The organism is Pseudomonas sp. NPDC087346 (genome assembly GCF_044744235.1).
In the GTDB taxonomy this organism is placed as follows: Bacteria; Pseudomonadota; Gammaproteobacteria; order Pseudomonadales; family Pseudomonadaceae; genus Aquipseudomonas.
In genome coordinates, this window is sequence record NZ_JBIUXX010000041.1 from 1 (window position 1) to 13,095 (window position 13,095).

Annotated in this window: 15 protein-coding genes; 14 read left to right on the forward strand and 1 reads right to left on the reverse strand. The window is 59.1% G+C overall.

Features of this window, described 5'->3' with window-relative positions:
• The 5 genes from ACIOZM_RS21715 to ACIOZM_RS21735 form a co-directional block, all read left to right on the forward strand.
• Positions 1-709, forward strand: a 709-nt coding sequence (locus ACIOZM_RS21715; protein ID WP_401216995.1) for a cbb3-type cytochrome c oxidase subunit I, incomplete at its 5' end; no start/stop codon positions are given.
• Between the two features lie 3 nt (positions 710-712).
• Positions 713-1,336 (forward strand): cytochrome o ubiquinol oxidase subunit III, encoded by a 624-nt coding sequence (cyoC, locus tag ACIOZM_RS21720; protein ID WP_401216997.1) that lies wholly within the window; start codon positions 713-715, stop codon positions 1,334-1,336.
• Complete coding sequence (cyoD, locus tag ACIOZM_RS21725) at positions 1,336-1,671, forward strand: cytochrome o ubiquinol oxidase subunit IV (RefSeq protein WP_221731491.1); 336 nt, start codon at positions 1,336-1,338, stop codon at positions 1,669-1,671. Before cyoC ends, cyoD begins: the two co-directional genes overlap by 1 nt.
• An 11-nt stretch (positions 1,672-1,682) precedes the next feature.
• Positions 1,683-2,570, forward strand: coding sequence for a heme o synthase (gene cyoE / locus ACIOZM_RS21730; protein WP_401216999.1), 888 nt, complete (start codon positions 1,683-1,685; stop codon positions 2,568-2,570).
• A 156-nt stretch (positions 2,571-2,726) separates the two neighbouring features.
• Positions 2,727-3,041, forward strand: coding sequence for a helix-turn-helix domain-containing protein (locus tag ACIOZM_RS21735; protein WP_401217002.1), 315 nt, complete (start codon positions 2,727-2,729; stop codon positions 3,039-3,041).
• A 75-nt stretch (positions 3,042-3,116) separates the two neighbouring features.
• Here ACIOZM_RS21735 and ACIOZM_RS21740 read toward each other — a convergent pair whose 3' ends face one another.
• Entirely contained in the window at positions 3,117-4,529 is a 1,413-nt protein-coding gene (locus tag ACIOZM_RS21740) for a PLP-dependent aminotransferase family protein (protein WP_401217005.1), read from the reverse strand.
• 123 nt (positions 4,530-4,652) lie between these two features.
• On the opposite strand from ACIOZM_RS21740, the gene ACIOZM_RS21745 reads away from it, so the two are divergent.
• The 9 genes from ACIOZM_RS21745 to ACIOZM_RS21785 all read left to right on the forward strand — a co-directional run bounded on the left by ACIOZM_RS21745 (position 4,653) and on the right by ACIOZM_RS21785 (position 13,089).
• Entirely contained in the window at positions 4,653-5,753 is a 1,101-nt protein-coding gene (locus ACIOZM_RS21745) for a hypothetical protein (RefSeq protein ID WP_401217008.1), read from the forward strand.
• A 35-nt stretch (positions 5,754-5,788) separates the two neighbouring features.
• Complete coding sequence (locus ACIOZM_RS21750) at positions 5,789-7,057, forward strand: acetyl-CoA carboxylase biotin carboxylase subunit family protein (protein WP_401217011.1); 1,269 nt, start codon at positions 5,789-5,791, stop codon at positions 7,055-7,057.
• Positions 7,058-7,096: 39 nt separating this feature from the next.
• Positions 7,097-7,594 carry a RidA family protein gene (locus ACIOZM_RS21755; protein ID WP_401217014.1) on the forward strand — a complete coding sequence of 166 codons (498 nt, stop codon included), beginning with the start codon at positions 7,097-7,099 and terminating at the stop codon, positions 7,592-7,594.
• Between the two features lie 81 nt (positions 7,595-7,675).
• The gene (locus ACIOZM_RS21760) at positions 7,676-8,161 is read left to right on the forward strand and encodes a cupin domain-containing protein (protein WP_401217017.1); all 486 of its coding nucleotides are present in this window, start codon (positions 7,676-7,678) and stop codon (positions 8,159-8,161) included.
• Between the two features lie 216 nt (positions 8,162-8,377).
• Complete coding sequence (gene yfcF / locus ACIOZM_RS21765) at positions 8,378-9,022, forward strand: glutathione transferase (RefSeq protein WP_401217019.1); 645 nt, start codon at positions 8,378-8,380, stop codon at positions 9,020-9,022.
• 24 nt (positions 9,023-9,046) lie between these two features.
• A complete protein-coding gene (locus tag ACIOZM_RS21770; protein ID WP_401217022.1) occupies positions 9,047-10,381 on the forward strand; it encodes a KamA family radical SAM protein in 1,335 nt (444 codons plus the stop codon).
• Positions 10,382-10,412: 31 nt separating this feature from the next.
• Positions 10,413-11,285: a branched-chain amino acid aminotransferase gene (locus ACIOZM_RS21775; RefSeq protein WP_401217025.1), complete on the forward strand. Its 873-nt coding sequence runs from the start codon at positions 10,413-10,415 to the stop codon at positions 11,283-11,285.
• 21 nt (positions 11,286-11,306) lie between these two features.
• Complete coding sequence (locus ACIOZM_RS21780) at positions 11,307-12,065, forward strand: TauD/TfdA family dioxygenase (protein ID WP_401217028.1); 759 nt, start codon at positions 11,307-11,309, stop codon at positions 12,063-12,065.
• A 67-nt stretch (positions 12,066-12,132) separates the two neighbouring features.
• Positions 12,133-13,089 carry a diiron oxygenase gene (locus ACIOZM_RS21785; protein WP_401217031.1) on the forward strand — a complete coding sequence of 319 codons (957 nt, stop codon included), beginning with the start codon at positions 12,133-12,135 and terminating at the stop codon, positions 13,087-13,089.
• Positions 13,090-13,095: the final 6 nt, after the last annotated feature.

Sequence of the window (13,095 nt, forward strand, 5' to 3'; positions counted from 1 at the left end):
GAAAGCGTTCGGCTTCAAGCTGCACGAAGGCTGGGGTAAAGCAGCGTTCTGGTTCTGGATCTCGGGCTTCTACGTCGCGTTCATGCCGCTCTATGCACTGGGCTTCATGGGCATGACCCGTCGTCTGAACGCCACCACCAACCCTGAGTGGGTACCGTACCTGTACGTTGCCATGTTCGGTGCGGTGATGATTGCTGCCGGTATCGCCTGCCAACTGATTCAGCTGTACGTCAGTGTGCGTGACCGCAACAAGCCAGAGAACATCTGCGATCACGGTGACCCGTGGAATGCGCACACTCTGGAATGGTCGACCTCGTCGCCACCTCCGTTCTACAACTTCGCTGTGCTGCCTAAGGCTGACTGCATCGACCCGTTCACCGAAGCCAAGGAAAACGGTACTGCGTACCAGGCTCCGGCCAAGTACGAGCCGATCCACATGCCAAACAACACCGCTACCGGTGTGGTCATGGGCGCACTGCTGACCGTGTTCGGTTTCGCGATGATCTGGCACATCTGGTGGCTGGCGATCGCAAGTCTGGTCGGCACCGTTGTGTACTTCGTGATCCACGCTGCACGTGACGACCAGGGCTATATGGTTCCGGTTGAAACGATCGAGCGTATCGAAGCCGAGCAGCACAAGCGTCTGGTCGCGGCAGGGAAAATCCCGGCTTCCGCCACCCGTGTTGAAACCTCGTTGGAACAGGCTTAAACCATGTCGAATTTAGTGACCAATGCTGGACACGCCCATGGTGAACATGGGCACGATGACCATCACCACGATTCGGGCGAGATGACCGTATACGGTTTCTGGCTCTACCTGATGACCGACTGCATTCTGTTTGCGTCGATCTTCGCGGTGTACGCGGTACTGGTAAACAACGTAGCGGGTGGCCCGGCGGGCCACGACATCTTCGAACTGCCATACGTGCTGGGCGAAACCGCTCTGCTGTTGTTCAGTTCGATCACCTACGGCTTCGCCATGCTGGCGTTGTTCAAAGGCAAGAAGCAGCAGGTTCTGGGCTGGTTGTTCATGACCTTCCTGCTCGGCGCTGGCTTTATCGCCATGGAGATCAACGAGTTCCACCTGCTGATCTCCGAGGGCTACGGTCCTAGCCGTTCGGGCTTCCTGTCCGCGTTCTTCACCCTGGTCGGTACCCACGGTCTGCACGTTTCGGCGGGTCTGATCTGGATGGGCATCATGATGTACCAGGTCAACAAGCACGGCCTGACCGCAACCAACAAGACTCGTCTGAGCTGCCTGAGCCTGTTCTGGCACTTCCTGGACGTGGTCTGGATCTGCGTATTCACCGTTGTTTATCTGATGGGGACCCTGTAATGGCTAATGCACACTCCCATGACAGCCACGACGACAGCCACGGCAGCGTCAAGTCTTACGCGATCGGTTTTATCCTGTCGGTAATCCTGACTGCAATTCCGTTTGCGCTGGTGATGTACCCGTCGTTGCCGAAGTCGATCACGCTGATGATCGTTCTGGCTTTCGCCGTGATCCAGGTAGTTGTTCACCTCGTGTACTTCCTGCACCTGGATCGTTCGGCTGCGCAACGTAACAACGTGATTGCCTTCGTGTTCGCCGCGATTGTGATCGTGCTGCTGGTTGGCCTGTCGCTGTGGATCATGTTCAGCATCCACACGTACATGATGGCGAAGTGAGGTAGACCCGAATGTCGCTCAAGCACTTTATCCAAATCACCAAACCGGGGATCATTTTCGGTAACGTGCTTTCTGTGGCAGGCGGGTTCTTCCTGGCCTCGAAAGGGCATGTCGATCTGGCCGTGTTTCTGGCAGCCATGATCGGCACGTCCCTGGTCGTCGCCTCCGGTTGCGTGTTCAACAACTGCATCGACCGCGACATCGACATCAAGATGGAACGCACCAAGAACCGCGTGCTGGTTCAGGGCTTGATCTCCCTGAAACTGGCCCTGATCTATGCGACCGTCCTGGGTGTTCTCGGCGTTGCGTTGTTGTACAAGGTGGCCAACCCGTTGGCTGCCCTGTTCGCCGTAATCGGCTTCGTTATCTACGTCGGCTTCTACAGCCTGTACCTCAAGCGCAAGTCGGTTCACGGCACGCTGGTGGGCAGTCTGTCGGGCGCCATGCCGCCAGTGATCGGTTACGTGGCCGTAACCAACAGCTTCGACATGGCCGCGCTGACCCTGCTGGTGATGTTCAGCTTGTGGCAGATGCCGCATTCCTACGCCATCGCGATCTTCCGCTTCAACGATTATCTGGCTGCATCGATTCCGGTGTTGCCAGTGAAGCGCGGGATTCAAGTGGCCAAGAAGCACATCCTGCTCTACATCCTGGCGTTCCTCGTGGCGACCTTGATGCTGACCTTCAGCGGCTATGCCGGCATGAGCTACCTCGCAGTGGCCGCGGCCATGGGCATGTACTGGTTGTACATGGCCTGGACCGGCTACAAAGCGGTGGATGACACGGTCTGGGCACGCAAGCTGTTCGTGTTCTCGATCTTCACCATCACTGCGTTGAGCGTCATGATGTCCCTGGACTTCAAGGTGCCAGCCGAGTTGCTGCTGACGTACGCGCCGTAAGGTTGCAGCAACAGTAAAAACCCCGCCATCGTGAGATGCGCGGGGTTTTTTATTGGGTAAATGTTTATCTGGCTTGGGTATTTTTTAATATCTTGTCTATGCGCAATCTGCTTATAGTTCGCCGATAGAAAGAGAGTTGAAAACACGAGGTACCCAATGAAAAAGCGCGACCTGTTTGCAGAGTTGATGCAGGGCGTTGATGAGATGGCAGCTCAACGCGAAGGCAAGATTACCTTGCGAAATACGACGATTGAGGACAAGCCAGTCCTTGAGGTTGGTGCGCAGGAAATCGTTGCGCTTAGGGAGAAGTTGCATATGTCCCAAGCGGTGTTCGCCAAGCGAATCCGGACGAGCCCCAGCACTCTCAGGAACTGGGAGCAAGAGAAGTCGAAGCCTAATGCCCAAGCGGCCCTTTTGATCAGATTGGTCGGGAAGTTTCCTGACATGGTCGAGCGGCTTGGCGCTGTTTAGGTTTTTTGCGCAAATGGCATAGGCCCCACTTTGCAATCGAAGTGGGGCTTTTTTGTTGTTGGCTGATACTGAACGCTATTCAGTCTCCAACAACCGGAAAAACCGCTCTCGCACCTGCACGTGATCACTGTGCGCCACGTTGAACCGCAGGTGGTTATTGGCGTCTGCGGCTTTGCTCAGCAGGGTTCCCGGTGCCAGCACCAGATCATTTTCCAGACCACGTCGGGCAAGGCTTTCGGCATTTTTGCCGGCGGGCAGGCGGGTCCAGATGAACAGGCCTTCGCCCGGCAACGAAGACACCGAGCAACCGGCCTCGACCAGCCAGCTCGCTACCCGGCTGTTGGACTCGTACAGACGATCCACGGTGCGCCGCGCATGTTTGGCGTAGCTGCCGTCGTTGAGCATGGTGCAGGTGATTTGCTCGGCCAGTTCCGAGGTAACGCCACCGCAGGCCATCTTCAGCGCAATCATCCGCGCCGCGAGGGCTGGCGACAGCACTGCGTAGCTGACCCGGCTGTTGGCGGTCAGGGTTTTCGAGAATCCCGAGACGTAGCTGATGTTGTCCAGCCCGCTCGCTGCCAGTCGCGGCGTGCGGCGTTGCTGGATGTCGCAGTACAAGTCGTCTTCGACGATGTGGAAGCCGTAGCGGTGGCTCAACTCCACCAGTCGGTAGACCTGCGCCGGCGAGAACGAGTGACCGGTCGGGTTATGCAAAGTGCTGTTGGTCATGTACAGCACCGGTTTATGGGTAATGACCAACTGCTCGAACGCGTCCAGATCCATGCCATCGCAGTCGCGCGGGATGGTGACGACCTTGGCTCCGTGCAGCGCCAGATTGGCGTGCAGGTTGAAGTAGCACGGGTCGTCGAGCACCACGGTGTCACCGGGTTTGATCAGCAGGCGCATCAGCAGGTCGATGGCCTGCATGGTGTTGGCGGTGGTGATGATCTGATCGACCGGCACCTCGATACCGAAGGTCGCCAGCTTCACCCGCAGCGCCTGACGTAGCGGCGGATAGCCGCCGGCAACGCCGTACTCACCCATGCGCAGCGTCGTCGCACGCAAGGTGCCGCGCACGGCTTTCAGCAGTTCTTCGGCGGGTAGCCACGAGGACGGCAGAAATCCGCAGCCGGGACGCAGCGCGCCGTTGTCCAGCAACAGGGCGCGGCGCACCACGCTGAGGGTGTCCTGAGGTTGTAGATCCGGGCCTTTGCCTCCAGGCATCGAGCTGCTTGCGCGGTGCACGTAATGCCCCGAACCCTGACGCGACACAACCTGGCCTTTGGCGCGCAAGCGGTCGAGGGCGTCGACCACCGTCGACTTGCCGACGTTCATCAGCTCGGACAGCTCGCGGATCGGCGGCAGCTTGGCGCCGTGGGGCAGGCGGCCAGTGCTGATGGCCCGGGACAGTTCATCGACGATCTGCTGCACCAGCGGCACACCCGGCTGGAACTCGATCGCGGCGATCACGGCGCGTTGAACCTGCATTTTACTGGTCTCTCCGACAGTAAACTTCGTTGGATTCTATACGAACTTGCTCTGACCGGAACATGTGCGCGTCTCTACCATCGCCTTACAGACTTTTCGATTGTGGTGGTAAGGGGTTTTGCAATGAGTATTGAAACAACGGTTGCCGTCGCCAAACCGGTAATCAACGTGCGGTTGTTCGTGATCCGCATGATCACCGCCGTGTCGCTGTTCGCGGTGCTGGGCAAGGCCAACGTCTGGCTCGACACTGCCACCAACAGCATCCTCGCCCTCGGCTACCGCGCCTTGTTGTTACTGCTGCCGCTGACTTTGCTGATTCTCGGTCGCCGCTCGCTGAGCGTGACGCTGCTGTGCGCCAGTCTCGGCCTGGTGCTGCTGGCACTCACCAGCAATCAAGGAATGGTGATGTTTGCCGCCGCGCTGTTCGCCTACGGCATCGCGATTGCCGGTTACCTGATCAAGAGTGAAGCGGCGCAAACCAAGGAAGGCGCGGCCTACAACCGGGTCGCGATGAACATGGGCAGTCTGGTGGCGGGGCTGATCCTGTTGTCGCCGCTGCTCACCCCAACCATGTTTTTCCTCGGCGCTGCGGCATTCGTGCTGCTGTGCCTGCCGATTGCCCTCGGCGCGAAGTTCAGTATCGAACCGAGCGTGGCCCGTCCGACAACTCAGGAAGGCAGTGGCTGGCGCAACAAACTGCCATGGGTGATCGCCGGAATCATCATGGGCATCAAGCTGTTCGGCGTGTTCTCGATCCTGCCTCAGGCGATCCTGCTCAAGACTGGTGAATTGCCGACCTGGTACGGCCTGATGCTGATCGTCAACAGCGCGGTGGTGGTGTTCGCCCAAGTGCCGGTGATGAACCTGATCGAACGCACCGGCCGCTTCAAGGTAGTCACCGTGATTACGATCATCGTCGGTGGCTTCGCCGTGCTGTCGACGCCTTCCGCATTCCATGTCGAGACCTTGCTCGGCGCGTTGATCTGGGTCGCGCTGCTGTCGATCGCCGAGTGCGCGTTCAGCTACCTCGACTACTTCTCGGTTAAGCAAAACAACATGTTCGTCAAAGAAGTCTCGCTGGGCGTCGGCGCGGGTTTGACCGTGCTGGTCATGCGCGTGGTGCCGGCGCCGTACAACGCGCTGTTGCTGGCCTTGCTCGGCGCGGCCGGGATTCTCGCCTGGTACTGGATGGTCCGTCGCTCCAACGCAGCGTTGCACGATTGATTCAGTGGTTTACCTACACGCAGTCAGAGGTAGTTATGAACACGACGTCTTGCATGGTGGTGGTCGGTTACAACGGCAACCGGGTCAACGATATTCAGAAGCTGCGCGAGTTGTGCCATCGCCTGTACCACGCGCGGCTGGTGTTGCTGGTCGAGCAGATTCACCCGGACGATCACCGGGTGGCTGATCATGTTTGCACCACGTCATTTGCCGAGCAGGACGTATCCGACTCAGTGCAATTGGTCGCCGATTGCCTGAGTGCCGACCGGTGGAAGTTGCTGGGCGTGCTGCCGTTTTCTGATCGCGGCGTGTTACTCGGCGCGGCGTTGGCCAAGCATTTTGACCTGCCGGGCATTGCCCCGGCAGAAGCGCGGGCCGGGCTCGACAAGCAGATCTTCCGTCAACTCGAAGCCAGCGCCGATTCAGCTCCGGCGGACTATCGCCCAGTGGTATCGATGCGCATCGACAGCCTCGCGCAATTGCGTGAACGGGTCATCGCTCTCGGCGGCAAAGCCTTCATCAAACCCGCTTGCGAAGGCGCCAGTCGGGGCTGTCGGGTGATCCATCACCCAGCGGAGTGCGACGACGTCTGGCAGGCACTCAAGCCCTATCGCGAAGGCGGCATCGTCCTCGAAGAGCTGATTCAGAACGCCCGTGAATACAGTTGGGATGACGTCGCGGGCAGCACCTGGATCACCGAGAAAACCACCACCGAAGGCGCCTACCGCGCCGAGATCCAGCAAGTGGTGCCGGCGCCGTTGTCCGCCGAGGTGCAGACGCGCCTGATGGCGGCGGGGCAGCACATGGCGGCACTGGTGTCGGCCAATAACGGTGCCTGGCACAACGAAGTGTTCTTGCGCAGCGACGGCCTGAGTTCTGCCGTGGAAACCAATATGCGCCCCGGTGGCATGCACATCTGGGATCTGGCCCGTGAGGCATTCATCAATTTTGATCCATGGGAACGCTGGGTGCGCTGGGCAGTGGAGGGCCGCGTCCGGCCACACGTGCCGGTTGCTCGCGGTCATTGCGGGATTCGCCTGTTGCGCTCGCCTTCCGGCGGCATTCTACGTTCGGCACCGGACATCAAGGCGCTGGCCGCTGCGCTGGGCATCGAACTGCTGGAGGCGTCCTACGCCAAGCAGATCGGCGACTCGGTGACCGCACTGGTGCAGGACAACACCGCGTTTGTCGGCCACATCGTGTTGTTCAACCGCGATTACCCGCAGCTCAGTGACGACTTGCAGCGACTGGCCGAGGCCATCGAGTCGCGGATCGAAGTCACCGCGCTGGCCTTGGCCGGTTGACGGAAAAATTTTGTAGTAGTGATTCAGAGGGTGAAGTCGATGATTTTAGAAAAGCAGACCTGTGATGAGCGTTTTATCGCGCTGGCCAAGCAGATGGACTATGACATCTATGGTGAAAACACCGCCGGTGGCCATTACGCGCCGCTGATACGCCATCACGATGAACTGTACGTCAGCGGTCTGGTGCCGCGCATGAACGGCAGAATCCATTATCCCGGCCGGGTTGGCCTGGAACTGGACCTGATCGATGCCCAGGCTGCGGCGGCCATCAGCGCAATGCGCGGGCTGGCGTTGATCGTCGATACGATCGGCTCGCTGGACAAGATCAAATCGCTGCTGCGGGTGACGGTGTACGTCAAATCCACCGCCGATTTTGTCGACCTGAGCGAAGTGGCCAACGGTGCGTCCGATGTATTCACTCGTGTGCTGGGCGAAGCGGGTAAACATACCCGTACCACCATCGGCGTTTATCAACTACCGAAAAACGCGGCAATTGAAGTGGACATGATTGCTGCATTGCGACCTTCGGCGTTGTAAGTGCTGCTTATATAACTTTACAGGGAAAGGTTGCTCAACTAGTGTTGGCCAACAAAAGTTATTGATAACAGGCAGGATTACATGAGCGGTATCAGGGGCGAATTCTTTTCCTACAAGGACTTTCGGCGAAGTTTGCATCATCGTCCGCTCAGCCCGAAAGTCTGGAGCAACGCGCAACTGGCGGGCATGCGTCAGTCCCTCGAAAGCGACGATGTGGACATCGTTGCCCTCGCATCAGCTCCCAGCCTGATGGGCTGCGAAGTGACACCCGGGATGGCCATGGCCATGCAATGGCTCAACCCCGGTGTCGGGCTCAAAGGGCATGCCCACGCCTGGTGGCATCTGTTCATCATCCAGTCCGGCCACGGCAGCCTGACCCTCGGCGACGCCCAGCCTGTAACGGTCGGGCCCGGCGATGTGCTACTGGTTCCGGCCTGGACCACCCATGGTTTCAGTAACAGCGAGGGTGATGAACCCCTGGCAATGCTCAACCTGAGCAACATGCCGCAAATGGCCTTGCTGGCCAATTTTGCCGACAGCCATGGGCTGATCACCAGCCCGGCCTGACGCGGGGCATTAACGACAAGGGAGCCGATGGCTCCCTTTTTTTATGGTTTTTTTTACTGTTCGTTGAACTAAGTCCTGTATCGATATAAACAGACAAATTCTGTATCTGTTCAGCCTGTATGCAACTTACTAGGATCACTTCCAAGGCATTCAAGCAAACCTTCGCACCCGCTTTTAGTGGTGCGCTTGACTGCGCTTAATACACAGGAGTGTTTCATGGAAAGTGCAAAGCTTAAGTTGTATGTTGGGGCGGACTTTGTCAGTGCTTTTGCAATGTCGGCATTTGTCGGGCTGAAGGAAAAACAACTTTCATTCGATATCGTTACTGTCGATTTGAAGGCGCGGGAGAACTATCTTCCGGCTTATCGCGATCTTTCCCTGACCTGCAAGATCCCGACGCTGGTCCATGAAGGATTCGCCTTGTCCGAGTCCTCGGCCATTGCCGAGTACCTCGACGAAATCGCCCCCGGCCACCCGAAACTCTTGCCGCAGGATCTGCGCCAGCGCGCTCGTGCCCGGCAGCTGCAAGCGTGGCTGCGCAGCGACTTGCTGGTGATTCGCAAGGAGCGCCCGGCCGACCTCATTTACTTCGGTCCACGCGATACGCCGTTGTCCGCCGATGCGCAGAGCGCGGTGCAGCGCTTGTACTTTGTCGCCGGGCAATTGCTGGAGCAGGGCGCCGAGCATCTGTTTGGCGAGTGGAGCATTGCCGACACCGACCTGGCGATCATGCTCAACCGTCTGCTGGCCAATGGTGATCCGATGCCGGCGCAACTGGCTGATTACGTGCGCCGCCAATGGCAGCGCGACAGCGTGCAGGCGTGGCTGGATCAGCCGCGCAGCCTCGCGCCGAAACACTAATCTGGCCAGTCAGGGAGCGCTGTCATGAACGGACTTGCCGAACGCTACAAACCCTACAACTCACGCAGTATTCGCGACACGCCGTATTGGCAAAAACTCACGCCTGCCTTGCAGGAAGCCATGACCGTGGTGGCGCGGGTGATGCCTTTTCGTACCAACGACTACGTGCTGAGCACGCTGATCAACTGGGACAACATCCCGGATGATCCGATTTTCCGCATGACCTTTCCGCACCGCGACATGCTGCTGCCGGACGAGTACGAGGCGCTCAAACGTCTGATCGAGCAGGACGACCCGGCAGCAATCAAGCGTCGGATCGAAGCGATCTGGCTGCGGATGAATCCACACCCGGCCGGGCAACTGACGCACAACGGCGTCACGCTCGACGGTAAGGTTTTGTCGGGCATTCAGCACAAGTACCGCGAGACCGTGCTGTTTTTCCCCGGCGCCGGGCAAACCTGTCACGCCTACTGCACCTTCTGTTTCCGCTGGGCGCAGTTCATTGGCGAGGAAGAATTGAAGTTCAACGCCAAGGAGTCCCAGGAGCTGGTGAGCTACCTGAAACAGCACACCGAAGTCACCGATGTGCTGATCACTGGTGGCGACCCGATGATCATGAACACCCGCTCGCTGGCCGGTTACATCGAGCCACTGCTGGCGTTGCCACACCTGAAGAGCATCCGCATCGGCACCAAGTCGGTGGCGTACTGGCCGCAGCGCTTTGTCAGCGACAAGGATGCGCCCGAGTTGCTGGAACTTTTCAGGCACATCATCGCTGCCGGTAAAAACCTGTCGATCATGGGCCACTACAACCACCCGGTGGAGTTGCAGCAGGATATCGCCCGACAGGCTGTAGCGAATATTCGTGCGACCGGCGCGACCCTGCGCATGCAGGCGCCGGTGATCCGCCATATCAACGAAAACCCGGCGGACTGGGCGACGTTGTGGACTGAAGGTGTACGCCTCGGGGCGGTTCCTTATTACATGTTCGTCGAGCGTGACACCGGGCCGAGCCACTACTTCGCGATGCCGCTGGCCCGCGCTTTCGAGATTTTTCAGGCGGCCTATCGCACGGTCTCCGGGCTGGCGCGCACGGTGCGTGGGCCTTCCATGAGCACCTTCTACGGCAAGGTTCTGATCAACGGCATCGAGACCGTCGCCGGGGAAAAAGTCTTCGTCTTGCAGTTTCTTCAGGCACGCGACCCGCAGTGGGTTTTGCGCACTTTCTATGCACGGTTCGACCCGCAGGCGACCTGGTTCGATGAGTTGCGCCCGGCCTTCGGTGAGCAGCGGTTTTTCTTTGAGACCGACGCACCGGCCACGCCTGAATTGATACCCGTGTTGCTGCAAAGCGCGTAGGCCCCATGAACATCCAAGGAGAGAAAAGAGCATGAGCGCAATTCCGTTCGATCAACGCGACGGCGTGATCTGGCTCGATGGCGAGTTTGTCGAGTGGTCGCAGGCGCGTCTGCATGTGCTCAGTCACGGGCTGCATTACGCCAGCACTGTGTACGAAGGTGAGCGCGTGTATGCAGGAAAGATCTTCAAACTCAGTGAGCACACGCAACGCCTGTACCGCTCGGCGCAACTGATGGACTTCGAGATCCCGTATTCGCCGGCAGAACTGGAAGACGCCAGTCAACAACTGCTGCAACGCAACGGCGTGATCGATGGTTACTTGCGACCGGTGGCGTGGCGCGGCAGCGAGATGATTTCTACTTCGGCGCGCTTCAATCGGGTGCATGTGGCGATTGCCTGCTGGCAGTGGCCAAGCTACTTCGACCCGGCGGCGCGCATGGCCGGGATTCGTTTGAAAACTGCGTCATGGCGCCGGCCGCCACCTGAAAGCAGTCCGTTCGAAGCCAAGGCCTCCGGGCATTATCAGATCGCCACGTTGAGCAAGCACGACGCGGAAAACAACGGCTACCACGACGCCTTGATGCTCGACTGGCGCGGGCATGTGGCCGAGGCCACCAGTGCCAATGTGTTCTTCGCCAAAGGGCGCACGTTGCACACGCCGCTGGCCGATTGTTTCCTCAATGGCATCACCCGCCAGACGGTGATCGAACTGGCGCAGGCACTGGATTACCAGGTCATCGAGCGGACGATTTTGCCTACGGAACTTGGCGACTTCGATGAGTGTTTTCTCACCGGCACCGCCGCCGAAATTACCCCGGTGCAAAGCATCGATCAGCAGCGCTTCGAACCGGGCACTGCTTGCCGCGAGTTGATCGCGGCGTACACCTCAACCGTTAACGCCTGAATAAGAAAAAGGACTGCCACCATGTCAGATCAAGGACTCGCTGTGTCTGCACCTTACGTTGCGCTGGGCCATCGCCATGAGGAATTGGCAATGCGCGGCTGGACAGTGCTGACTCCGGAGGAATTTGCCCACGATGTCGAGGGCGTTTTACAGGGCTTCGGGCCGATTATTCCGCAGTTCAACGGGCAAACGGCTTTCGCCATCACCCGCAAACCAGGCTACGAAGACCTGCCGTATTCGCAGAGCATGAACGGCATCGGCCCGCACACCGAAGCGCCGGTCTACGGCCCGCCGCCGCGTTATCTGGCCCTGCATTGTCTTCGGCAGGCGACCTGCGGCGGTGGGCACACCGGACTGGTGGATGGCATTGAGTTTTTGCAGTCACTGCAAAGCAGCGATCCGGAACTGCGCGAATGGCTGCACGACACTCCGGTAGAGTTCGTCGCCACCGCCAAACCTGGTGAGCCGGATCAGCGTCGGGTGATGGAATACATCCTCACGCCGACCGAGGCGGGAGATATTTTCCGCTTCAGCTACAACCAGTTTCACTACGGCGATGTGAACCCGTCGAAGCAGGCGCTGGAGCAATCGCAAGTCGCCGACAGCGATGCACCACTGGCGCGATTCGCTCGATTGGGCGAGGCGTATTTCATCGAGCACAACACCCCGGTGCTGATCCCCGATGGCTGCATGTTGATCTGGGATAACTGGCGAATGATCCACGCTCGCAGCCGCTACAACGACCCGGGGCGACACCTCACGCGTTATTGGTTGAGCTGATTTTTCCGACGTCATTTATTCCATTGGCGTACCCCATGGCGGGTACGCGGCTTACAGGTACCGTGTCATGCAAACAGCAATCGAGATCGCCACCGTTGACCATCAACTGGTGGTTCGACTGAATCAGGCCTGGAGCAAACGGGCCACCGTGTGCTCACCGGACCGCGCCAACGTGGTCGAGGCATTCGACCCGACGCGTGCGGATTACCCCGAGCGGCTGGTGCCGTTTTTCAATCACCCGGGTTTTCAGGCGCTCAGCGACCAGCTGAAAAGTGCGGTGCTGACCTGGGGCTGGATCGGCTACAACCTGCGGACTGTCACTGCCGAGGAACATGTGGTGAACCCGGCGTTGAGCGTGATCGCCAACGAGTATCTGGGTGCTGACGACTGGCATTTCCGCGAAGCCATGCAGCAGACCTTGATCGACGAGCATTACCACACGCTGATGCACCTGCGTGCCATCGAACGCACCCGCGCCGAGCGCAATATCGAGACCATGCTCGATCTGCCGCCGTCGGTGACCTACCTGCGTTTGGCGGCGCTGCGTGAAGAACTGAGCGAGCCGTGGCAGCGCGATCTGGCAGCAATCACCTTTGCCGTGGTCGCGGAAATCAGCGTCAACGCTTACCTCGATCTGCTGGCCGATGATCAGACCATCCAGCCACAGAACCGCCGCGTCGCCGAACTGCACAACCGCGACGAGTATGCCCACAGCAAAGTGCTGGCCGAGGTGGCCAAGGTCATGTACGCCAACATGCAGCCAGCGCAGCGGGAATTTTTCGCACGTACCTTGTCGCAGGCGCTGAGTGCGTTTGTCGCTCAGGACTACTCGATGTGGGAGGCGATTCTGACTCAGCTCGGTGTAGCGGAGGCGGCGCAGATCATTGATGACACCCGCGAGAGCAATCGCAACGCGACCATCATGCGTGACTACAGCGGTCTGCATCGATTGGCGGAAGACCTGGGGATCAGCGCGCAAATCGATTTCGATTTCCGTCCGACCCTCAAGTCCAGCGCAGCCTGAGCAGGA

What these genes read in the sequence shown, in the direction of transcription:
- ACIOZM_RS21755 (WP_401217014.1), top strand. Translation starts at nt 7,097, where the DNA reads ATGATTTTAGAAAAGCAGACCTGTGATGAGCGTTTTATCGCGCTGGCC.
- ACIOZM_RS21775 (WP_401217025.1), top strand. Translation starts at nt 10,413, where the DNA reads ATGAGCGCAATTCCGTTCGATCAACGCGACGGCGTGATCTGGCTCGAT.
- ACIOZM_RS21735 (WP_401217002.1), top strand. Translation starts at nt 2,727, where the DNA reads ATGAAAAAGCGCGACCTGTTTGCAGAGTTGATGCAGGGCGTTGATGAG.
- ACIOZM_RS21750 (WP_401217011.1), top strand. Translation starts at nt 5,789, where the DNA reads ATGAACACGACGTCTTGCATGGTGGTGGTCGGTTACAACGGCAACCGG.
- ACIOZM_RS21760 (WP_401217017.1), top strand. Translation starts at nt 7,676, where the DNA reads ATGAGCGGTATCAGGGGCGAATTCTTTTCCTACAAGGACTTTCGGCGA.
- ACIOZM_RS21740 (WP_401217005.1), bottom strand. Translation starts at nt 4,529, where the DNA reads ATGCAGGTTCAACGCGCCGTGATCGCCGCGATCGAGTTCCAGCCGGGT.
- ACIOZM_RS21745 (WP_401217008.1), top strand. Translation starts at nt 4,653, where the DNA reads ATGAGTATTGAAACAACGGTTGCCGTCGCCAAACCGGTAATCAACGTG.
- cyoD (WP_221731491.1), top strand. Translation starts at nt 1,336, where the DNA reads ATGGCTAATGCACACTCCCATGACAGCCACGACGACAGCCACGGCAGC.
- ACIOZM_RS21770 (WP_401217022.1), top strand. Translation starts at nt 9,047, where the DNA reads ATGAACGGACTTGCCGAACGCTACAAACCCTACAACTCACGCAGTATT.
- ACIOZM_RS21780 (WP_401217028.1), top strand. Translation starts at nt 11,307, where the DNA reads ATGTCAGATCAAGGACTCGCTGTGTCTGCACCTTACGTTGCGCTGGGC.
- cyoC (WP_401216997.1), top strand. Translation starts at nt 713, where the DNA reads ATGTCGAATTTAGTGACCAATGCTGGACACGCCCATGGTGAACATGGG.
- ACIOZM_RS21785 (WP_401217031.1), top strand. Translation starts at nt 12,133, where the DNA reads ATGCAAACAGCAATCGAGATCGCCACCGTTGACCATCAACTGGTGGTT.
- yfcF (WP_401217019.1), top strand. Translation starts at nt 8,378, where the DNA reads ATGGAAAGTGCAAAGCTTAAGTTGTATGTTGGGGCGGACTTTGTCAGT.
- cyoE (WP_401216999.1), top strand. Translation starts at nt 1,683, where the DNA reads ATGTCGCTCAAGCACTTTATCCAAATCACCAAACCGGGGATCATTTTC.